We start from the raw sequence: 22750 nt of genomic DNA on the forward strand, positions 1-22750 counted from the left end.
TGAAGGGTGGGTTTGCCATGATTGATATCCATTGCCACATACTGCCTGGTATTGACGACGGTGCTGAAAATGAACAGATGTCACTGGCGATGGCCAGGCAGGCGGTGTCTGAAGGCATCACACAGATTGTTGCCACACCACACCACAATAATCGTTACTGGAATAATCCCCGTTCATCTATTATGAAGATGGTACAGTCTATTAATCGGTTATTGAAGCAAAATCAGATTAATCTTACCGTTTTACCAGGTCAGGAACCGAGAATTTTCGGTGAAATGGCAAACGATGAAACAGAGCGAGAACTGTTAACGGTCAATGATAACAAGAAATACATCCTCGTGGAATTCCCGACTCACCATGTTCCAAGGTATGCTCAGCAGCTCTTTTTCGATCTCCAAGTTAAAGGCATCACACCAGTAATAGTACATCCGGAACGTAATCAGGAGATCTTCGACCATCCTGAGATTCTCTACTCCTTCATTACGCATGGTGCACTTTCCCAGGTAACAGCATCTAGTTTGATCGGTGAAAACGGGAGAAAGGTAAGAAAGCGCACCATTCAATTTATTGATCATAATCTGGTCCACTTTATCGCATCAGATGCACATAATGTGACTAAACGGCCTTTTTTTATAAAACGAGCCTTCAGGGAATTGGACAATGAATTTGGCCAAGAACTTTCAGATATTTTTAAGAAAAACGCTGAATTACTGATTAAAGGCAATCAGGTAAATCGGAATGAACCTGTAGAATTAAGAGAGAAGAAATTCCCGAGGCTATTCTCCCGAGGCTATTCTAATTAATGGATTGAATCAAAACGGTCTTGATTACGGGCTTATTCCTCATTTAGAAATATTAATTTTTCTTTTTCAGCAACTCTTCCTTCAAGGGTTTCAACTTTGTCCGTAAACTCTTTTTCCAGGAGCGGACGGTATGCTCGGAAACTTGTGCGGCTTCGGCAATTTGCCGGGTGTCCCAATCGCCGAATAACGTGAGGTTGAGGTACTGGGTTTCACGAGGACTAAGCGTGGGGAGATGATCTTCGAGGAGTCGGAGCATTTGGATTCTTAGCGGTTCTGTGAATTCATCAGGGATGTCGTATGAGGTATCTGTACTGCTGTACGCTTCACGGCTTGCATTTTTATAGTGCTTTCGGAGGTAATCGGAGAGTCTGCCGTTCATAGTTATTGTCGCAAAGGAGATAAATACATTTTCTGGATGCTTTTCATGGCCAACTTTGGTGATGTCGAACTTCTCATTGGCTTCCCAAAATGCGTAGCGGGCAATTTGAAGCAGGTCATCGTAATCGGAGGTGCTGTACAGATAGCTGGCGTACTTGAAGGTGTTCTGTTTCACAACTTTAAGAATCTTCGGTTCGTACTTCTTCATCAGTCTCTCAAAAGAATCGTGTGCAGGCTCAAACGGGGCGGCAAAATAGTCGGTAAATGGCATAATGGTGGAGCTCCTTTCGGGGATTCATTTTTTTATCACTCTTAATGGGGGTGAAGCGGAGAGAAGAGAGGGCTTGCCAAAGAATGATGCGGCTTCTGTCATAAATTGCTCTTTAATCTATATATAGGGAGGACAATGAAAAATGGTGGGAAGAGTAGGACCAAAATTGTTTTTCTCCAGAATATGAGGATAGAAAAGGGGCAGCCATCTCAGAAATAGGGATGGCTGCTCTCGCAGTTATCTTGTGGATTGGTCGAATAAGATGTTCGGGAAGAGTTGCTGTATTGACATGTAAGGGGTCCGGTGATCGCCAGAATTTAGAAGCTTTTGTATTGCCTGTCTCATTGAGGCCTCCTATGTATGCCGAACGCCGATGTCGGTCATATTGCTAGTAGCTGTTTAATAAGAAGGAGATGCATTGGCGATGAATAATGATGAGATTATTACGGAACTGGGATCGGAAGCGGTTCTAAACTATGAGCGGATCACGGCAATTTTTTACTTGCTCATGGAAAAAGGGATCATCACGGAAGCTGAGTTCAGTGAGAAATTCAAGGAGATTCACAAGCATTTTGACGAGCACCTGAAAAGTATCCTTGGCGAAGATGTGCAAACGGAATAATGGTGAATCAGTCCTACAAAGGCAGTGAGGAGATTTCCAATTGACGGAGATCTCCCTTTTTATTGGGGGACTGCGTAGGGTATGGTTGGGGCAGCCATTTCATGGATCAATCGAACAAGATTGTTCCGTAAGGATCGTTGGTCTCGCCATGGAAAAAGCCACCATCTTTTGATGGCGGCTCAAATTCGTATATTGGTAATCTATCTCTTTATTGATTCTTCTCTTAGTGCCCGCTGGTTACTTTGAGGAAATGTTCCATGCAGTTCGCATTTGGTTTACCGTGAGCGATTGAAGTTCTGCTGTTCCTCCTGTAGAAAATACGGATATGCCGTTACTGCTTGGATCCGGAAAGATCTGATCCGTGAGCAGGACCGTTCCGTGATTAGCGAATAGTTCAACAGATGACCAATCAACCAATATGGTGAACGTCACTTTGCCATCATGGCTGACTTCCAATGGAGCGCGCTGCACACCTGAAAAGTCCGAATTGAAACCGACATTTCCTGAGGCAGTACGGTCAATGTACACTTCTTTGGTTGTGTTGTTGTAACCGACAATCGTTTTCTGATTCGGTCCCGTTCGTAAATTGAGACCAAAAGTTTTTGCTGAACCGGCTTTGAAAGTGGCAACAAGCTTGTAAGCTTCACCTTTCACTGGTAATGGAGTAGTTCCTGAACTGATTTTAAAGTTTTCAAGATGCGATGCAGGTCCGCGCAGTTCGTTCAGCTGCTGAACTGGTTTTTGTGCTAACACTAGCGTTCCATTGACGTCACGAAGTGTCAGCTCTTTAGGAATCGTCATGGCACTGCGCCAGGGAGAAGTAGGGATGGCCTGGCCATAGTTCCAGTTATTCATCCAACCGATTATGATTCGTTTGCCGCCAGGCACGTTATTATAGGTATTCACTGCATAGTCATCGGCGCCGTAGTCGATCCAATGCGCCCGCTGAATGGATGATAATGCAGGTGTGTCTGACAGGCTAAATTGGTCTGCAAGGATGTGTCCCCAGCCGCCCGTCGCGTTGTCGCTTATCTCAATCTGAGCGGTCTTCCCAATCAAGTCGTGAACATCCCAGTTGGTCCAGTCAAGATTCTCACTATTCTGGCCGGTGCTGCTGCGCACGACCTGGCCGTCGACGATCAATTTGACGGACGTGTCTGTTGCCCAGGGTGACACCTGTTGGTCAGAGAAAATCATGTCACCAACCATGAGATGACCCCATCCGCTGTCGCCGCTATTCTGATCGACAATCTGAATTTGCGCCTGTTTGCCCAAGTATGAGCTGGTATCCAGGGATTTCCAGGTGAGGCTTCCGCTGCCGGTTCCCGTGGCTGAGGCGACGACCTTACCGTCAACGATCAGATTGACGGCGGTTGGATTTGGCTGATCATTCGGGTGATTGCCACCTGCAATCTGAAGACTGATATACTTGTTATTAATGGTAAAGATAGGCGAGGTGATCGTGCCGGTGCCGGTATCGCCGTCAGGTGTATAGGTGTCAACCACTTTGGCTCCGATTTGACTGGGCAGGTTCTCGGTGGTAGGTCCAGAATTTGCAAAGGAACCGGTGGCAGTCCATCCGTCCCCATAAGTGCTGCCCTGGAAGTCGGCAAAGACCGTTCCGTTTGGAATGGTTCCCACCGGAACGGAACCTGGAACATAAGGATTGTTGCCACCGCCGATTTGAAAGTTAAGGTAGCTTTTATCAATGGTAAAGGTCGGTGAAGTCATGTTTCCTGTCGACTCATCACCGCCGTTAAAACTATTGATGAATCCCTGACCACTCCATCCGGTGACGGGTGTCTGTCCGGAAAGGTTGCTCGTGGCAGGTGTACTGCCAAAAGCATTTCCGGTTACCGCCCAGTTGTTGAATGTACCATGATCAAAATCACCAATCGATTTGCCGCTTGGTGCCGCATATGGTTTGTCGTCGGAAGTGAATGTCTTTCCATTGAACGTTCCTATAAAATACTGAGCGCCAGAGCCGCCGGCAATTCCACCCGGGTTCAAGTTAACGAGCAGCACCCATTTTTCCTGACGGTGTTTGTTAGGGTTGGGCAACGGAAATAAATCAGGGCACTCCCAGACGCCGGCAGTATCACCTGCAGGACCAAATTCGCTCAAATGAGTCCAATCTTTTAGGTTCGGAGAACTGTAGAAGCTGATCTTGTGCTGATCAGAAAGGGCTACGGTCATGACCCATTCATGATCCGGGGCGTACCAGAACACTTTCGGATCTCGAAAATTATCAGAACCAATATCGAGTACCGGGTTTCCAAAATATTTTGTAAAGGTTCGGCCGTTATCCGTACTATAGGCGAGTGCCTGCGACTGCTTACCCGTACTCTTGTCTACGCTTGTATAGATAGCGACCATCGCCGGATTTCCTTTTTTCCCAAAGCCGGTCGTGTTATTTTGATCTACAACAACACTGCCGGAGAAAATCATTTCCTTTGCGTCCTGAGGTATGGCAACCGGCAGTTGTGTCCAATGTACTAAATCGCGGCTTACGGCGTGTCCCCAGGACATATTCCCCCAGGTGTTACCCAATGGATTGTATTGAAAGAAGAGGTGATATTCACCATGATAATAAACGAGCCCATTCGGATCGTTCATCCAGTTCTGGGCTGGTGTGAAATGAAATTGCGGACGATAGGTTTCCATATAAGCAGTACTCCTGGCATTGGCAGGTCCGATCATCGCAAACGATGTGACGACCATTGCGATCGTTATGATGGCAGTGATCGCTGATCTTCTTACTGATCGATGTCTGAAAGCTTTACAGACAGAGTTTATAAGCATAAGATACACCTACTTTCACGAGTTATCAAAGTTCCATGTTTCATAATCTTTGTCTCACATCCATGTCGGGTATTTTTTCTTTTTCCTTGTTGTCTGGCTCAGCACCTGATCAAATCATCATCCGGGTCGGGTCAATCAGAGGTCCAGAAGAAATTGTCACCAGCAGTAACAAAGCTCAAGTCATGCCTCCTCTCTCGTCTTCGCTTTTCTCGTGCAACTTTTATGCCATTTTATGTATTAAAACAGGTATTTTGGAAACGCTTTCATTTAGCCGCTCTCACAACATCAATTTATTAAGTTAAAACAGTAACGGCCCTTTCTGAAACAGTAAGGGCAAAAAATGATTCACTATATTTGGCAGATCGCTGCTTTTTGACACACATTTTAGATCTTGAACCGACAATAAAACACTGTCTGAAGTTGGGCGTCAGGCAACTTAAATAACCTTAAATGATGATTGGATCAGAGGCGATCCTCTAAGTCCACGGAATAGATCACTCATTACTACATACCCTTTTAATGCCGGTGATTATAAATAAATGATTACAGGATGGGGTAGTTTTTGATCTAAATACCTTTGATAGCATTTATCAAATTGTGGAAAATGAAAGTGTAAAGAAGAGAAAAGTACGCCGGCTTGGCGGCATTTTTATGAATACGTGGAAGTGGCTCATGTCCATCGTGTGATGATGATCAGGATTGCATTTTTGAAGCGATACGAACGTTTTGATCCCCACACGGGTGGCGATCATGATCTTTCGATAGAGCAGAATCATCAGAGTAAGTACAGATCGATACATTGAACTGTTCGATAACATCACTTCAATTGAGAAACAAATAATAGCCATATTTTACATCTAATTGATAATATTTACAGGCTATTATATATTAATCTTTGAAACTATGCTCTTAAATTGTAAAAGGAAGAAGGTTTTTATTTGAAAACCAGCCGAATCTTGAAATGGGTCAGCGGTGGCTTTGAAGCATTGCTCGGCTTCCCGATTCTCGGTGGATCAATCATTATTGGGATGCTTTGGACGCCTCTCCTTATCGCTCTTGCTCTACATATTGTAACGCTTATTTTTTCCATCCAGGATCGTACGAGATACCATGGCAGCGTTCTGGGAATTATTACGAGCATTATTGGTGTCATTCCATTTGTCGGCATGATTATGCATATTATCACTGCTGTGCTTCTTTTTGTTAACGCCGGAACTGAAAAAGATTAATGCTTAAGGGACCTATTAGCAGGTCCTTTTTGTTTCATCGACTTGTTCAGAAAGTGAAGATGTTTGAAACGATGGTGAATTTGCTGAAGAAGATGGAAGTGCAGAGAAAACATTTGAGAAATTGGAGGGCGTACTGATGCTATGCGCAAAATTTTGCCCTAGGGATCATTTATGAGGGAGTTCTGACGCATTTTTTAGAGTCATTCACCACAGATGATGTACGAACATTATAATCAATCGTGCATTTTACCTATTGAGTGATGAAGGTGGTTTTATTGAAAGAATTGAGACAAGGGCTTGTCAATCTATGTCTGATGTTCTCCATTTTGTTCGTTCTCTATCTAACGCTGATTCCCCATCACAGTATCGACACAGGAACGGCTCTTGGCCCCGCCCATTACTTCGATTACAATCTGAATCCGTTCATTTTATTTGAAAGTCTTCCACACGTTTCACTCTTTTACCTGGTCGTAGATGTCATCGGAAATATTGTGCTTTTTCTTCCGTTCGGCTTTTGCCTGACGATGAAATTTCCGGAACTGAAAGGGGTGCAGATCCTTTTTCTGGGCGCCTTTTTTTCCTCAACAATCGAGTGTATTCAGCTCTTTCTGCCCAACAGAATAACCGATATTGATGATGTTATTCTGAACACCACAGGAGCGGTTATCGGTTATTTCCTTTTTCGAAGGATCGAAAAGGAACAAAAAAAAGAAGAACTGGAAATGGCACATGCTCATATGAACGACCATTCGTGAAAAACATCAGATTGCATAAAAATGAGAGGCTGATGTTTTTTTACTGTGATCAGAATGAGCCAGCAATAAAAAAATGGCTCATTTAGATGAGCCACAATGACAATTGCCGAACTTACAGCTACGGATGTCTGCTCCGATTTTATGGGCTGACCAATAGCCGGATTCAGTTTTCATCATGAATGTACTGAACCCGGGGATAGGGATAGACTTTAACATCTTCCGAATCCAGGTTCTCATTAAATAAATGGACGGCTGAAATTTGCTGGCAGTCATAGCTTTGGTAATAATAGGTACCCGATTCGAGACACATAGCCGATGTGTAGATTGTAACATCCTCAGTACTTTGAGGAGTGACAACGATCCCTTTAGGGACGGAACAGTTTGATAAAATGTGAAAAAGTCCGGTTAGCCCATCCGATTCATTCTCAATTCCTGTAATATTCTGCTTCAGGTAGGCTGCTCTGACAAACCTGGATGGGGGTGTAAAGTCACCAGGCAGTCCGAATGAACCTGATCCCTGACTGAACGCGCTAAGCTTCAAATCAATCCACTGAGTAGGATCAAACTGCCGTGATTGAAGTCCGATATATTGTCTTAAATTTTGCAGATGCCAGTCAAATTCAGGGCTGTTGGTTAACACACCAACCGGGTTATCATAAATTTGTACGCCCTTGCCAGTTGATTCAATGACGATACACTTTCCGGATTTATCCGATAAAATCCAGTGCAGGGGAGGCGTGATGCCCAGGGCGGGCAGTGGAGCATCTAAAAAGGAAACCCCATCCATGGCTTCTTTTACAGCTTGGACAGAGTCAAATTGTGTCAGACACCAGAGCACAAAATCCTGTGGAGGCAGATTCGTTTTGTTTTTGACCGCTTCTTTGTGATAGGAAGCAAAACCCTGTAAATAGAGTGTGGCACAGGTCAGACCGGATTCATTCAGTCCATCGGCAAATGTGACCTTACCCTGCTGTTGAATACCCATGCCGACGACACCTTGTTTTGCTGAAATTACTTCTTTCGTTGTGTTGATCCATTTATAACGGCGCGGTGTAATGATCACACTTTGGTTTAAGTCCATCGTAAAATCCATTGTTCTGCCAAACAGATGATGACCGTCTCTAGTTTGTAGTGTCAGACTCGTACACATAGGTTCAATCGCTCCTCCAATTAAGTATTTGCTCTTTCATTAACCAGTTTACACAGCTCTATTAATTAAGTAAAATTAATTATAATTGACTTTAAATTAAACAAAACTTAATCAACAGGGGATAAAGCATTGAATTTTGAACAACTGGAAATTTTAACGATACTGGCTCAGGAAAGACAGTTCTCCAGGGCAGCGAACAGGTTGCATATGACCACTTCTGCGGTCAGCCAGGCAGTCTCCAAACTCGAAGAGGAGTTAGGCATGACATTGTTTCAGCGGTCTAGGAAGAATACTTTTCCCACAACAGACGGTCAATATATCATCAGAATCGCGCATATGATCCTTGAAAAGAGACAAGAGATTTATGACTATACATCGGATCGCCACCATCTGTCCGGGTTAAAAATTAAAATTGGCGCTATTCCGGGAATCATTGATCATTTGATTCACTCGCTTGAACGGCTTCAACATGAATTTCCGATGATAGAGATTGAAATGATCGAATTGAATACACAAGATTTGATTAAGACACTAAGGGAAGAAAAATTAGATTTTGCTTTACTCGGTTTTTCGGATTCGTTGCCGAATTATCATTTGCCCTATGATCTGACAAAGTTGACTGACGGAGCCTATTATTTTGCCGTGAATCAGCAATCACCCTTAGCGAACTATAAACAATTGACCTATGCACAGGTCGTTCAGTGTCCCTTTGCTCTTTATCAGGATAGTTATATTTCGAATTATGTGAGTCATATCGAAAATAAAACACATCAATCGGTCCGTGTGTTGTTCAAAACGAACAACATGAATGCGATCATCAAGTCAGTGAATCATAATATGGCGATTACCTTCGGGCCGTATTATACGTTATTTAATAGTTTTTATGATCGTCTGCAGCGTGTAAAGGTCATTCCGATCGAGAAGGATCCTGAGGTGTTGACCACCTATTTGTGGTTTATTTGTTCGCGGGATCCAACGCTTGCATCTCTGAGTCAGACACTGCTCACGCTCGTCAGGCAGGAACTTCGGATTTCGCATTGAAATGATCTTATGATGCAGTTAAGGATGAGGCGACTTTCCATCTTTATTCGACTAATAAACCGTCATGCTTTTTCGGTAGCAGAATTTCGTTAAGAACGACATCATGCAAGTGCGGAAGCTGCTTTTTTTCCAATTCTGTCAGTCCGTATTTTTGGGGATTTTTGTAGACATCATCAAATTTAAGAATACGGCAATCATAGCTTCCATCGGGAAGTTTTTCGTTAAGTATATAAATAGGAAGCATCTTTAAGTCGGTGATTCGGGTCTCTGTCACTCCACCCAAGCCAAACCTTCCTTTTACTATATCAAATTTGGTTACGTAGGCAATTTTGGAATTTCTGCTCTCCGGATGGTAGCTGACAAAATCCCCATAAGCATAAACGATGAGTCCATTTGGACAATTAAGGGATTTGTCGCGCAGCGAAACGTGCTCCATGGGCTGACTGACATGAGGATGATTGCCCAATATCACATCTACGCCACTGGCGAGAATTCTTTTTGCCACGCGAACGATGTTCTGATGCGGATACATTTCAAACTCCCAGCCCCAATGGCAACAGGCTATGATGATATCCGCTCCCTTTTCTTTGGCCCGAGCAACATGCATTTTAACCATTGATAGGTCACATACCTCATCGTTAAAGCGAACTTCATTAACCAGATATGTTTTTCCGTCAGGGCATTTGTTTCCATTTAGGTCAAAGGTGTAAGAGAGCATGGCCATTTTGATCCCGTTTTTCTCAATAATCAGAACGTCATCTTGTTGCTTCTGGTCATCGTACGTTCCGGAGTGATAAGCGCCAGATTCCTTTAGGACATTCAAAGTCGCTAACACCCCTTGCTCACCCCAGTCAAGTGCGTGGTTGTTCGCGGTGCTAAAGTAGTTGATGCCTCCTTCTTCGCGGAATTTTCGGAACATGGCCTCACTGGTATTCATCTGCGCCGGCTGACTCTTCTCCTGGGTTCGTCCAATGGGGCGGCCTTTGTCCACAGTAGATTCGAGGTTGGCACAGACCAAATCTGCAGAACTGTAAAAATCACGTATCCCGTCAAATAAATGAGGGGTATTCTCAGGTGTAAGGACATCAACGGCGAGAAGATCCCCTGCAGAGGCTAAGGAAACCTTGCTTTCTACATTGAAATTTTCCAGTGTAAAATCAAGATTCTGAGCGCTAAAATAGTCTTCTAAGCCGGCCCCTTTTTCCGCAACTTCTAATTGGTTGATCCAATAACGGTATAGCCATTTCAGTTTTTCGAACTTATTGCCAGCAATATCATATTCTCCAACTTGGGGCTGTGGGTAATGGAATGCATCATAAAAAATATAACTGCAGAGGAGTACAGCGGCCCTGGTGAGCTTGTGCTTATCTATGCCCGACTGGCCTCCAAAGCCTGGGTTCGGAATTCCAGAGCTCGGTTCCATTTTCCAACCCTCGTTTAATACCTCCTTGATTATTTTTTTATCGAAACTTGCCAGTCGGTTAAGCAGACTTTCCACAATTTTCTTTTCTTCATGATTACTGGCATCAGGTAGTTCCCAGGTCCCGTTATAGAAAGGTTCCAATGCCGTTTTGATGACTTCTTCATCCATCCCTGTTAGATGCTTCAGCAGCTTTTCCGTAAACTTTTTTTCTTCATTGTTCATAATCAATTTCCTCTCTAATGCGGAGCAGATCTCTCACATTACTGTTTCATCGAACTGCTTGATGTTTGCACAACCCATTTTTTTGACAATCCGATTGAAAGGATCAACGTAACCATCATAAAAATGCCAATCACAGACAGGATCATCCAACCGAGCGCATAAGAACCAGTAGCATCGTAGATTGTTCCCATCATCAGTGAACCTATGGCGACGCCCAGCATTTCAATCGCTGTGACATAGCCAATCAGGCTGCCCAGACCCTTATTCCCAAATTCGTGAATGACCATCAGAGGCGGTGCAACCGTACCCAGGCATGTACCAAAGCCAAAGAACAGTGCAAACAGATAAGGTGCTACCGTTGTATGCGCAAACAGCATGACGAATGTTGCGAGAATAGTGGTTACGCTGCCCAACACTGTGCCGGTAATAATCCCAAAATGATCATACACAGCACCAAGAGTTATTTTCGCTATAATTAGAACAAGCATTTGTATTGAAATAATATTGGCTACAAACTGTGTTGTATGGTCAGCATCAATCAGGCTTGCCGATATATTCATGATGACGCCGCCGTTGATCAGTCCCATTAAAAGGAAGCCTGCCATCAGCATCCAAAATGCCGCGCTGCGAACCGCTCCTCGCTGATCAACATCTTTGATGGCCCAATTAAAGGTTTTTCTCTGACCAGTGGTTTTGTCTTCCAGATCATGTGCTCCAAACGGCTTAAGGCCGATATCCGAAGGCTTGTTTCTGAATACTGTCGCTGTAAACGGCAAACTGAACAAAAGTGTGATACCGGCTAAAAGTAGAAATGTCGGGCGCCAACCATGCGCCGTAATCATGGCGGCTACAATCTGACTCATGATGACACCGCCGACACCGCTTCCGCTCAGTGCAATGGAAATGGCAAGTCCACGCTTCTTTTCGAACCAATTTGAGACGAGAATCGAAATCAATAAGCGCGTCCCTGAAATAACGCTGAGTCCTGTCACGAGAGAAAGCAAATACATCTGCCAGAGTTGCGTGACAAACGCCCAACAGGCGAGATCAACGACTGTGAGCAAAACACAGAGGGTACCCACAAGGCGCGCACTGTATTTATCGACAAGCTTTCCAATAAAAAGTGAGGCCAGTATACCAATGACTGCGGCAATGCTTGAGTTGGCGTTGAATTGCGCCCTTGTAATGCCCAGATCTTTGGTGATGGGCACCAGAAAAAAACCGAAGCAATTGACAAAAGCGGCATAACAAGTGGCCATGATCAGGAATCCACCTGCAACGATCAGCCAACCGGGAAAAACAGGTTTTACCTTCATTTTTCTTCCTCCAATAACGCATAGTGTGTAAGCCACGGTAAAAGGGGTTTCTACCGGTAGATCGTTTGCTAAAAGGCGTCTTCACGCATCTCGTTCTAAGCTTCGGGTGACAGCAGGATTAAAGCAATTGATTCAGAGGCAATGGGGAAATATAGAAATATCAATCTATTTTGTGGTGAACTTTAGGACGATGCTAACTCCTTAAGATTCCATCAAAGATAATTTTCAATGCCTCGTCAATGGCTTCCCGCGGTTTCAAACGATTTTCTAGAAGAAAATCATAATCCATAAACATACGGCTGATTTTTTCAAGCATCTTTGACAATACGCTTAGATTTATGTCGGATCTGAATACCCCTAGGTTAATACCTTGCTTCAATAGCCCTTGTGTGGCATCCAATTTGAATTGCCTTAATTCTTCAATGGATGCCCATTCGTCCGGATAAAATTGTTTTGTTTCTTCTAATACCGAAATAGGAAGTATGTAATGATGCGTAGAATAAACAATAGCATGAATTTTCTCGGGTACAGAGCAATTCATGGTTAGTGCTTCTTCCGTACTCTTCTTGTCACTTTCAATATAGGATGAAAAATAAGCATGAACAATTTCGTTTTTACTCTGAAAGTGTTGATAAATCGTTTTTTTACTGATTTGCAGTTCTGAGGCAATTTCATCTAAAGTGAATTTTTTCAAGCCATATTTAGCGATAAGTTGTGCCGCTGTGTCTACGATATTTTCTCTCATATTGATTTCTCATTTTTGCAAATTTTATAGACAAATAAGTTGCTGAACACAGTCATAAAAATGAGCCTCCGTTTAACAGATTGTAATATGGTGCATTACTAATTGTGAGGAACATTTAACTAAGTCCCAGACCCAGACTTAATTACAGTAGATAAGGAACGATTACTCAGATTGTTACTCTTCAAATCAGGTCATCAACAATTGCACCGTGGAAACTAATATCGTATTATTAGTTTCCACTATATTAAGTCATTATGTTGCTACTTTTCTAATTTGTCAATCTATAGAAGATATAATACCCATCATTTATTGGAAGCCAATTGGTAGGGAAGTACATCCAGGTTTATGAAAGCGGGAGGTTATGGTAATAAGGACATCTGTCTGTCCTGATGGCCTCGAACTTTCATAATCAAAGTGAAATGTTCAGTAGGTTTTCAATTCCAGCAGGATAGTAATGCGAACAACATTATATTATTTTTCATGTAAGATTATCTTACATAACTGTGACTTTTGATTGAAAGACATGCTATTATTTATTTATAAAATTTTAAATACATTAAAGGATTTGATTATTCCCATACATTGATGGGAGGTGCCGTTGCCATTGCAAAGTTGTTGCCGGTGAACTTGGGCGAATTCAAGCAGGAACTCATGAAAGAGTACAACTTGGTTAATCAGATGATTTTCAAGGTCGGTGTAACCGAACAGAAGGTGAGTGTGTTCGAGGATAAAGTTATAATTATCGCGAAGCACAAGCGCATTCCGGTACTTGAGATCATAGATGAAGCGGACAGAAACTTTTCTGAGGTCATTGATCGACTGCTTATCAAGAGGTACAAAGAGGTTCTGGCAAAAAATATTGCTCGGCGTTTTGGCATCGGAGTTAAGCTGGTTTTAAAAGATTATGATCCGCGAAAAGAAGTTAGCGGTACATTAATTATTTTAGATAAAAATTTGAATGAACGCGGCTGGTAGAATGAACTCATGAGCGATGAGAGCAGGGCAACCGTCGGAAGAAGATCAGAGTACTAATATCTGATTTTTTCCGACGGTTGCCTTTTTTATTTATTTCATAGGGGAGTGATTGATAATGAACAAATTGGAAATTGTGCATAACAGTAAAACTTTCAAAAAGAACGACAAAGAGTTTTGTGCGCTGCAGGAAACAAACATGAGTATTCAGAGTGGAAAATTCGTCAGTATTATTGGCCCGAGCGGATGTGGTAAATCGACACTTTTCAATATCATTGCCGGCCTCTTGCCTCCGTCAACTGGCGAGGTACTCCTTGACGGGAAAAATATTGTTGGCAAGAGTGGCTGCGTCGGCTACATGCTGCAGAAGGACCTGCTACTGCCGTGGCGGACTATCTTAGATAATGTCATTCTCGGCCTTGAGATTCGCGGTGTCCACAAGACTGAGGCAAGAGAACGGGCGCTGCCAATGTTGCAAAAATACGGACTGAAAGGGTTTGAACATCATTTTCCCGCTGAACTCTCAGGGGGAATGAGACAGAGGGCTGCACTACTTCGTACGTTGCTCTATGACAAAGATGTGATTCTTCTTGATGAACCCTTTGGCGCGCTTGACGCACAGACCAGGCTGTTCATGCAGTCGTGGCTGTTAAAAATTTGGAGTGATTTTAAAAAGACGGTTTTGTTCGTTACACATGACATAGATGAGGCTATCTATCTGTCTGATGAAATTTATGTATTCTCGCACCGACCGGGCCGAATCAAGGCAAAGGTGGAAGTCGATCTTCCCCGGCCAAGAAATGAAGAAACGCTGACTCAGGCTTCTTTCCAGCATTTAAAAAAGGGACTACTCATCATGCTGAAAGTTGAGCAGGAAATAAGCTGACTAGTTTTCAGATAAACTTTGTAGCCAATTATTTGGGAGGATGATTCTAATGGATGCGAATGCTGAGAAAATTCCCGTCGAAAGGACAGGGATTGATCAATCGTTGGAAGTTAAGAAAAACACAAGGGTCAAAGCTGCGGTAATAGAAGATGACAGGAAGGGAATCAGCATGCGCCGCAAGGTCGTCATCGGCCAGATGATCGTTGGTGTCACAATCATCTTCTTGTGGGAATTTCTGACGAGAATTGGCTGGCTTGATTCCTACTATTGGAGCAACCCAAGCACAATTGTTCAAACAGGTTGGACAGCCGCCATTCAAGGTACCCTGCTTCAGGATATGGCTTATACCTCAGGGGCAACGATCATCGGCTTTATTCTTGGTACACTGGTCGGTTCTGTGATTGGTCTATCTTTCTGGTGGTCCTCACTCTATTCGAGAATTACGGAGCCCTATATGATCGCTTTTAACGCGGTACCAAAACTTGCTCTGGCACCTGTTCTTGTGATTATGTTCGGTATCGGATTCAATTCAAAGGTGATTATGGCCTTTTTGATGACAGTAATTGTAGCAGCGCTTGCGGCATACAGCGGCGTGAAGAGCGTCGATAAGGATCTTGAGAAAATGTTGTTTTCGCTTGGCGCGAAAAGGCATCATGTCTTTATGAAAGTGGTCGTACCCTCCTCCGTTCCGTGGATGGTGAGCAGTCTGAAAATTAATATTGCGCTCGCGCTGGCTGGCACCATTGTTGGTGAGTTTATCAGTTCAAGGCAAGGCGTCGGCCGGATGATCTTATATGCCGGTCAAGTGATGGATCTTAATCTGGTCTGGGTTGGTGTTATTGTGCTGTCTTTCCTATCCATTTTTATGTATCTCGGTACAGTCTGGATAGAAAAATGGCTGCTCAAGAATAGAAAATATCAATAGAAAATGGGGGCAAAACGATGAAAAAATTAAATGGACTTTGGATTTTAATGCTGACGATCATACTCGTGTTGTCAGGATGCGGTTCCGCATCTGGAGGATCTGTACAAGGAAAGGAAGCAGGGAGTAAAAATATTGTCATTGCCGAGCCGGTACATCTGATTGCCTACCTGCCGCTCTATGCAGCAATTGATGAGGGCTATTTTAAAAAAGAAGGATTGGATGTCAAAACGATTACAGCAACGGGCGGTGCGCATGTCACTTCAGTTGTCAGCGGCGATGCATGGGGCAATATCGGTGGCCCGGAATCCAATCAAATGGCTAATAATGGAAACAAAGATCCGATTGTTTCAATCGTTAATGTTGTTGACCGTGCAAATGTCTATCTCATGGCCAATAAAAAGCTGAAACTGAAAGGCACCAGTGATCAAGACCTCGCGGCTTTTATGAAAGGAAAAAGTATTGCGGCAGGCCGTTATGGCGGGAGTCCGGATCTGCTGACCCGTTGGCTGCTGTTGAAAGTCGGTCTCAATCCAAATAAAGATGTGAAGCTGGATGAACCCGCCGATGCGTCGGCTGTTGTTTCTCTCGTGGCGCAGGGCAAAGATGATATTGCAAACGGAGCGGAGCCTCAGATCAGCGAAGGTATCAAGAAGGGTGCGTGGAATGAGCCGTTTTACGGGTTCCCAAGCCTCGGGGACTATGCCTACTCTGTGATCAGTGTGAAACAGTCAACAATTAATAGTCAGCCGCAGACTGTGCAAAAATTTGTCAATGCAATGCTCAAGGGACTTAAGCTTGTCAACAGCAATAAAACAGAAGCATTCAAGATACTGAAAAAAGAATTCCCGACTTCTTCGAATGCTAGCCTGAAAGCTTCGATGGATCGAGCTTATAAGGATCAGTTGTGGAGCAAAGATGGATTTATCACAAAGGCGGCAGTGGCCAAACCAATGGATGTCGTGAAAAAGACAGGTGTATACACAAAAGGCTATCAGTACAGCAAGCTTGTCGACATGACCTTTGTCAATAAAGCCAATAAATAACGCTACATTTTTCAAAAAAGCGAGGGGAAGAGTCATTTATGGAACTGGAAAATAGTGTCGATCCGAGTAAGACTGCATTTTTGGTCATTGATATGCAGAACGATTATTGTCATAAGGAAGGTAGTCTGGCGAAACAGGGACTGGATGTCAGTGGTGTTAGCGACATGGTACCTCACCTCATGCATTTGATTGACCAAGCTGAAATGTATCACGTTCCAGTCATCTATGTACGTACCATCCATGAAAAAAGCACGGATTCCAGTTCATGGATTCACCGTATGCGCGGAAAAAGCCAGGCTGATTTATGCCGGAAAGGCACATGGGGGAGCGAATTTTACAAGCTTGTCCCTGAGGAAGAAGACATTATTGTCACAAAGCACCGTTATAGCGCTTTTATTCATACAAAACTTGATTCCGTCCTGCATACACTCAATGTCAGAAATCTGTTGATGGCAGGAGTAAGCACAAACGTATGTGTCGAGTCGACGGCACGTGACGGATTCATGCTTGACTACAACGTTGTCCTTCTATCGGACTGTACCGCAGCTTTTACAAAAGAGGCTTATTTGATGACGTTGACAAACATCAGCCAGTTTTTCGGTACAGTGGCTGCTTCAACTGAAGTCATTGACTGCTGGGCAACTCTTAACAGACCCGGAATGAAGATGACAACCTGATCGGTTTCCAATTTTCTGCTGGAATTCGATTGCTTAGCTGATTAATCAATCATGAAGAGCGCAAAGAATTTTTAATATAGAGAGTGGCACATATGGTTCGTGCTGCTCTCTATTTCTGCGTCCGGATCGTCTAAAAGATCTGTAAATAGTGATCAAAACTGATTCAAAATATATCCAAAGGATCGATGATTGTATATTATGTATATTGTATACCGGAGAAACGGAGGGGCGGATATGGCAGACTGGGACGTAAATCAACTTGTGCCCATACGCGAATATGTCTATCGTCATCTGAAAAACCTAATTCTAGAGGGAAAATTTAAAACAGGCGACCGTTTGGTTGAACGAGAGCTGGCAAAGAAGATGCAAATAAGCAGAACGCCAATCCGTGAGGCCCTGTTTCGCCTTGAAGCACAAGGACTGGTTAAAACAATTCCGCGCAAGGGAGTTGTTGTCGAAAGTATCTCGAAGGAAAAAATTGTTGAAATATTTGATATTCTCTCAGTGCTTGAAGGATTGGCAAGCAAACTGGCGGCAAAGAAAACGGATGGTAGAATGTCTGAAATGTGCGGACAGTGGATCGAACGGATACGGCAATTTTTGCAAGATCACCAAGATGACGAGATTGAAAAATTTCATATGGACGTCTGTGATTTTCTGTATAAAGCAGCGAAAAGTCCAAAGTTATACCTGATGCTTATCGATCTGACAGACTACATTCGTGCGTTTGCCAGCGTTGGGTATACGAAAAAAGGGCGGATGGAAGAAGCGATGGGAGAACACATTCAAATATTGGATGCCATCAGAAAAGGTGATGCAGAAAAAGCCAAGCTGCTATCGGAGCGGCACATCGAACAGTCAAAGGCCGTTTACCTTGAAACGGCAGAGTTGGAGCCGTAATCAGGAAGACTAGAAAAATGCAGCGGTACCCAGAAAACCTTTTTTTCAAAAAAATAAAGTTGGGCGCTTTTAACTTCACTATAAAAGATAGAGTAATTGCACAAACAGTGTGAGCAACACGAGATAAAGGCAGGTAAAAGGAAAATTCCAGTTTGACAATTTAATCGGCTTTTCATTGATGATACTGGACATCATGCCAAGTGTAGCGTTGTAAGGACCCATCAGGAAAGCAGGAATAGCGCCGCCTAGCATGGCCACTGTGACGACGATCGGCGACTTGTTCAGTAGATCTGAATGGAGGGCGGCGGAGATCAAAGCGAGTCCTATAGCGGGGTGAAGCCCGATGAATGCAAGCGCAAAAGGAATCAGTGGCAGCAGGATTAAAAAAATACGAATGCCACTAAAATGGATCAGTGTATTTACCCATTGCGTGACAACTGTGTCAGCACCCGAGACATTGAGTGCGGTGATGAAAAAACCGGCTGAAAGAAAGATAAAAAACTGATTTTGCATTTTCGGTATGTAGGTCTGAAAGTGACGGACAACACCCGGAAAAAAAGGTTTGCCTTGTCCAATCAGAATGCACCAGAGAAACGCGAAAGGAATAACGATGAGACTGACCAAAAAAAGGAAGCTGAACGAAAAGAAATGATCCAGTAACGTGATCAAGGCGTTCAATAAAATAATGGCGGCAAGAATATGAAACAGCCTGGCCGGTCGGCCACCGGTCAGCGGTGTCAAAGAGGCTGCGGTTTCTTTCTTTGCTCTTTTCCACTGCAACCGTCTGCGAAAAAGCTGAAGTGGGTGGCTGATCGAGACCCAATCCAGCAAGAGACCGCCGATGCTCATGACGAGAAGAAAAGGAAGAATCTTCGAGTAAGCCGTTCCTGTCAAATAAAGGACTGTCCCGACGATTGGCGTAACAGGACTCCACAAGAGCGGCATGGCATAGCCGTGGGTGATGGCGCGACTCAAATAGCGCTTCTTGTTGTCAATTGGATATTCCTTAACTGAAGAAGAGATCGAGTAATAGGTCATCGGCAGGGCGGCCAGATTCATGAACGAGCTGAAAAAATAAGAGGCAGCGGAAGTCAGCATGTACAGCTGAGTCGCGCTTTTGACTCGTTTGCGAATGATACTGTGCACTTCGTCTGCATAATTTCCAAAGCGGATGGGGATCGACAGAATGGGAATAAGAGCAAATAAAGTAACCATCTGAATCATTTCACCAAATGAGGAAATAAAATGAATGGGTGCCGATCCGCTCCATACCAGCATTGCACCTCCGCCAATCAGAAAAAAAAGTCCAAATATCAGTGCGAGTCCTTTTACAAAGCGAAGACTGATCAGGACGGCTAACATTGATAAAACAGATACGGTCATGTGCAAAACAGGCTGTTTCGGGAAAAAAGATGAGATCATGTAGCTTAAAATAGCAAGAAGATACAGGAAACGTGCCATGAATACTCCCCCCTTAAAATGGATTATAAGATTATTATAATATTTTGGTATACCAAATACCATATAACTTTTTTGAATAATTCTTTATTAGGAAAGATGAGCTGAAAAGAAAATATTGTCTTGAAGCAAATAGACGCTACCTCAATTTGTAAAGGTAAGTAATAGTCGGGTTGTTACTATTCTTTTCATAATCCGCATAAATTAACTGACGACAAGTTTGATTTGTATTAAATTGGATTATAGGCTTTTATTGAGGGAAGAATGTTAGCGTGCTCGGCAGCAGTTAATACCACCGAGGGACTGTTTTCTGTGTTTCATTACATCATGTTTCGTTCAATCGTCGGCTCATCAAGTAGGCAAAGTGTGGGGCGGTCGTTAAAAAATGAACAGTGGCCTAAAGGGAGCTTCGATTATTTTCTCAATGGGCACCTGGTTAGAAATCGCAAAAGGTTAAATGTCAAGAGCCACATGAATCGAGAGGTTTACGGACGGTGGAGGTTCGTTCCAAAAAACAAATAAAGAAGATGAAATTAGTCAGAAAATACTTAATAAGATATATTTCTTATCAAGAGTGGCGGAGGGACTGGCCCAAAGAACCCCGACAACCAGCACGTGAAGGTGTATGGTGTTAATTCCAGGAGCACAAATGTGTGTCCAAAAGATGAGAAGGACAGAGAACAAACAAGCCCTTTTTATTTCAGCGGCTTGTTTTTTTATGTCTAGACTGCGTCAGAGGAGGCATGGGTCTTAGTGAAAGACAAATGGAGATGGGACACTATAATGATGAAACGGCTCTATTAGAAAAAAAGTTTTTTCTTATCAAAATAACGCTTTTGGACATTTCAATGTATCTATCTGCACTTACATGGTGTAACTCAATGGGATTATGTTTATGACGGTGAGAACGACATGTTTATTCCATCGATAGAGAATGGTCAAAATTTGACTGGAAAGAAAATAGAGATACCTGATTGCTATTGCAATCAATAAATTGATCATTTTATAATAAAATAATGATTTTTTCGAATATTTGTGTTAAAGGGGTGATTTTGGAGATGAAACACCGGATCGTTCTAGCGGAAGATGAACCGATTACGAGAATGGATATTTCCGAGATCCTGACAAGTTCCGGTTATGACGTGGTTGGAGAGGCATCCGATGGACTTGAAATCGTTGAATTGTGCAGAATACATAGACCTGATTTAGTGATTATGGACATAAAAATGCCAAAGCTGGATGGCATTCAGGCTGCACAGATGATCCTGAAGGAAAATCTTTCAGAATCCGTCGTCATGCTCACCGCGTACAGCGGTAAAGAATTTATCGATAAGGTCAAAGAAATCGGCGTGATCGGTTATATTGTCAAACCGATTGATGATCGCAATTTAATTCCGCAAATAGAAATTGCGATCTCAAAGGGAAAAGAAATAAAGGAAATGAAAAAAGAGATAGCTGAATCCAAGAAAAAGATAAAAGATACGAAAATCATCGATCAGGCCAAAGAAGTTATGATGGAGAAATATTCGATAACCGAAAATGAAGCATACCGCAGAATCAGAAAACTAAGTATGGACAGACAGTGTTCTATTCTTGAGACTTCAGTGAAATTGCTTAAACTGTATGGAGAGGTTGATTGATGTGCTGCGAAAGCTATGCGAAAAATATACGTACCTTTCTGAAGATGATATATCCTTATTGGAAAATATAGCACAGTATCTCCCCAGTATCGCAAATTTAGTTAAAGCGGATATTTTTATTGACTGCATCATCAAAAATTCCGACATGGCAATTGCAGTAGCGCAGGCGAAGCCCTCGAACCATTTGTCCTTATATCAAACCACAACGGTTGGTGAATTTGTTTTCAGAGAAAACGAACCGGCAGTTCTGAGAACCCTGGAGATCGGAATGGGCACTTCAGATCTGAAAGCTGTCACTCAGGAAAATCGAATGGTAAAACAAAATACGGTACCGATCAAAAATAAAAAGAATTATGTCATCGGTGTTCTGATCATGGAAAGTGATGTCACCGAAGATGTGAGTCAAAACAGGAACATGGAGATCCTCTCCGAAACCACTGAACAGTTAAGCCGCACACTAATGAATTTAGAAAAACCGAATCTGCAGAATACGATTGATTTCAATCTTATTAATGACGCAATACTGATCTTTGATCAGAATGCCGACTCCATTTATGTTAACCATACTGCTGAAAGTCTCTATAAGAAACTTGGCTATAAAGACGAAATAACTGGAATGACGTTTCATAACCTTGTACTCAGTAATACTGGCTTTTCCGAGATTCTACAAAAGAAAAAGTCAATACAATGCGAAGTATCGATCGGAAATATAGCCTTGCAGATTAAATACGCCGTTATAAAGAAATCCGATGAGGCCAATGGTGTCGTGATGCTGATCAAAGACGTGACCGATATAAAAGAGAAAGAAAAACAGCTTATCTTAAAAGCGATCGCGATCAGAGAAATCCATCATCGGGTAAAAAATAACCTTCAGACCATCGCCAGTATTTTAAGGCTGCAGTCCAGAAGGATTAATAGTCAGGAAGCGAAGAGGGCATTCGATGAATCGATCGGCAGGATCATGAGTATTGCGGCGACCCATGAGGTGCTGTCCCAGAACGGGATCGATGATGTTGATATTAAGACAATTCTGTCGAAAATCAGGGACAATGCTTTAAGAAATATCGCTCAGTACAATAATAGAATTGATGTAAGACTTGTTGGGGACAGTTTTCATGTGGACTCAGATAAAGCGACATCCATTGCGATCGTCTTGAACGAACTACTTGAGAATTCACTTCAACATGCCTTCAGAAATAAAAAAGAAGGGTATACTGAAGTGATAATCAAAAAGGGCATCATGTATTCCAATATATCAGTCATTGATAACGGGCAGGGATTTGATGTTGATTTAACCAGGAGTAACAGCTTGGGTCTGGACATTGTTAAAAGTATTGTCAAAGACAAACTTAACGGAGAAATTAATATTGAATCAACAGAAAAAGGAACAAAGGCCGCATTCTATTTTAAAAATTGATTAAAGTCAAAAAATAAAAAATATATTTTACATTATAAGATCATTATGCTAAACTGATTTCGAGGGAAATGCAAT

The 22750-nt window shown here is 42.8% G+C and carries 20 protein-coding genes and 1 riboswitch; of the genes, 13 read left to right on the top strand and 7 right to left on the bottom strand.

Translation table 11 applies throughout. The annotated features are described in order from the left end of the window. Positions 1 to 17: 17 nt before the first annotated feature. Positions 18 to 803: a tyrosine-protein phosphatase gene (locus tag E4665_RS02585; protein ID WP_135347248.1), complete on the top strand. Its 786-nt coding sequence runs from the start codon at positions 18 to 20 to the stop codon at positions 801 to 803. 52 nt (positions 804 to 855) lie between these two features. Here E4665_RS02585 and E4665_RS02590 read toward each other — a convergent pair whose 3' ends face one another. Then, entirely contained in the window at positions 856 to 1452 is a 597-nt protein-coding gene (locus E4665_RS02590) for a sigma-70 family RNA polymerase sigma factor (protein ID WP_135347249.1), read from the bottom strand. Between the two features lie 424 nt (positions 1453 to 1876). Between E4665_RS02590 and E4665_RS02595 the strand changes: the two genes are divergently transcribed. Continuing rightward, positions 1877 to 2074, top strand: coding sequence for a hypothetical protein (locus E4665_RS02595; protein WP_135347250.1), 198 nt, complete (start codon positions 1877 to 1879; stop codon positions 2072 to 2074). A gap of 237 nt (positions 2075 to 2311) precedes the next feature. Here the strand turns inward: E4665_RS02595 and E4665_RS02600 are convergent, their stop codons facing one another. Next, on the bottom strand, positions 2312 to 4876 hold the full coding sequence (locus E4665_RS02600; RefSeq protein ID WP_135347251.1) for a glycoside hydrolase family 32 protein: 2565 nt from the start codon (positions 4874 to 4876) through the stop codon (positions 2312 to 2314). Between the two features lie 938 nt (positions 4877 to 5814). Between E4665_RS02600 and E4665_RS02605 the strand changes: the two genes are divergently transcribed. Both E4665_RS02605 and E4665_RS02610 read left to right on the top strand, forming a co-directional pair. Then, positions 5815 to 6105: a hypothetical protein gene (locus E4665_RS02605; protein ID WP_135347252.1), complete on the top strand. Its 291-nt coding sequence runs from the start codon at positions 5815 to 5817 to the stop codon at positions 6103 to 6105. Positions 6106 to 6380: 275 nt separating this feature from the next. Then, positions 6381 to 6860, top strand: a complete 480-nt coding sequence (locus tag E4665_RS02610) for a VanZ family protein (protein WP_167815083.1) — start codon at positions 6381 to 6383, stop codon at positions 6858 to 6860. Between the two features lie 163 nt (positions 6861 to 7023). On the opposite strand, the gene E4665_RS02615 is transcribed toward E4665_RS02610, so the two are convergent. After that, positions 7024 to 8010: a choloylglycine hydrolase family protein gene (locus tag E4665_RS02615; RefSeq protein WP_135347254.1), complete on the bottom strand. Its 987-nt coding sequence runs from the start codon at positions 8008 to 8010 to the stop codon at positions 7024 to 7026. Between the two features lie 129 nt (positions 8011 to 8139). Between E4665_RS02615 and E4665_RS02620 the strand changes: the two genes are divergently transcribed. Further along, a complete protein-coding gene (locus E4665_RS02620; RefSeq protein WP_135347255.1) occupies positions 8140 to 9051 on the top strand; it encodes a LysR family transcriptional regulator in 912 nt (303 codons plus the stop codon). Between the two features lie 43 nt (positions 9052 to 9094). Here E4665_RS02620 and E4665_RS02625 read toward each other — a convergent pair whose 3' ends face one another. The 3 genes from E4665_RS02625 to E4665_RS02635 form a co-directional block, all read right to left on the bottom strand. After that, positions 9095 to 10642, bottom strand: a complete 1548-nt coding sequence (locus tag E4665_RS02625) for a CapA family protein (RefSeq protein WP_206663546.1) — start codon at positions 10640 to 10642, stop codon at positions 9095 to 9097. A gap of 92 nt (positions 10643 to 10734) precedes the next feature. Then, positions 10735 to 12012 carry an MFS transporter gene (locus E4665_RS02630; RefSeq protein ID WP_135347257.1) on the bottom strand — a complete coding sequence of 426 codons (1278 nt, stop codon included), beginning with the start codon at positions 12010 to 12012 and terminating at the stop codon, positions 10735 to 10737. A gap of 193 nt (positions 12013 to 12205) precedes the next feature. Beyond that, complete coding sequence (locus E4665_RS02635) at positions 12206 to 12757, bottom strand: TetR/AcrR family transcriptional regulator (RefSeq protein WP_135347258.1); 552 nt, start codon at positions 12755 to 12757, stop codon at positions 12206 to 12208. 651 nt (positions 12758 to 13408) lie between these two features. Between E4665_RS02635 and E4665_RS02640 the strand changes: the two genes are divergently transcribed. The 6 genes from E4665_RS02640 (at position 13409) to E4665_RS02665 (ending at position 18160) form a co-directional block, all read left to right on the top strand. After that, positions 13409 to 13732 (top strand): Na-translocating system protein MpsC family protein, encoded by a 324-nt coding sequence (locus tag E4665_RS02640; protein WP_167815084.1) that lies wholly within the window; start codon positions 13409 to 13411, stop codon positions 13730 to 13732. A gap of 115 nt (positions 13733 to 13847) precedes the next feature. Next, on the top strand, positions 13848 to 14615 hold the full coding sequence (locus E4665_RS02645) for an ABC transporter ATP-binding protein (protein ID WP_135347260.1): 768 nt from the start codon (positions 13848 to 13850) through the stop codon (positions 14613 to 14615). 169 nt (positions 14616 to 14784) lie between these two features. Next, positions 14785 to 15540: an ABC transporter permease gene (locus E4665_RS02650; protein WP_241654646.1), complete on the top strand. Its 756-nt coding sequence runs from the start codon at positions 14785 to 14787 to the stop codon at positions 15538 to 15540. 17 nt (positions 15541 to 15557) lie between these two features. Then, complete coding sequence (locus tag E4665_RS02655; RefSeq protein WP_135347262.1) at positions 15558 to 16583, top strand: ABC transporter substrate-binding protein; 1026 nt, start codon at positions 15558 to 15560, stop codon at positions 16581 to 16583. 38 nt (positions 16584 to 16621) lie between these two features. Continuing rightward, positions 16622 to 17260: a cysteine hydrolase family protein gene (locus E4665_RS02660; RefSeq protein WP_135347263.1), complete on the top strand. Its 639-nt coding sequence runs from the start codon at positions 16622 to 16624 to the stop codon at positions 17258 to 17260. Between the two features lie 234 nt (positions 17261 to 17494). Further along, positions 17495 to 18160, top strand: a complete 666-nt coding sequence (locus E4665_RS02665; protein WP_135347264.1) for a GntR family transcriptional regulator — start codon at positions 17495 to 17497, stop codon at positions 18158 to 18160. Between the two features lie 78 nt (positions 18161 to 18238). Here E4665_RS02665 and E4665_RS02670 read toward each other — a convergent pair whose 3' ends face one another. Further along, positions 18239 to 19621: a hypothetical protein gene (locus tag E4665_RS02670; protein ID WP_135347265.1), complete on the bottom strand. Its 1383-nt coding sequence runs from the start codon at positions 19619 to 19621 to the stop codon at positions 18239 to 18241. 559 nt (positions 19622 to 20180) lie between these two features. Continuing rightward, positions 20181 to 20289: riboswitch (SAM riboswitch) on the top strand. 387 nt (positions 20290 to 20676) lie between these two features. Here E4665_RS02670 and E4665_RS02675 point away from each other — a divergent pair. Together E4665_RS02675 and E4665_RS02680 are read left to right on the top strand one after the other, a co-directional pair. Further along, positions 20677 to 21258 carry an ANTAR domain-containing response regulator gene (locus tag E4665_RS02675; protein ID WP_135347266.1) on the top strand — a complete coding sequence of 194 codons (582 nt, stop codon included), beginning with the start codon at positions 20677 to 20679 and terminating at the stop codon, positions 21256 to 21258. Between the two features lies 1 nt (position 21259). Next, on the top strand, positions 21260 to 22675 hold the full coding sequence (locus E4665_RS02680) for a sensor histidine kinase (RefSeq protein ID WP_135347267.1): 1416 nt from the start codon (positions 21260 to 21262) through the stop codon (positions 22673 to 22675). Positions 22676 to 22750: the final 75 nt, after the last annotated feature.

The organism is Sporolactobacillus shoreae, from assembly GCF_004684935.1.
Taxonomy (GTDB): domain Bacteria; phylum Bacillota; class Bacilli; order Bacillales; family Sporolactobacillaceae; genus Sporolactobacillus; species Sporolactobacillus shoreae.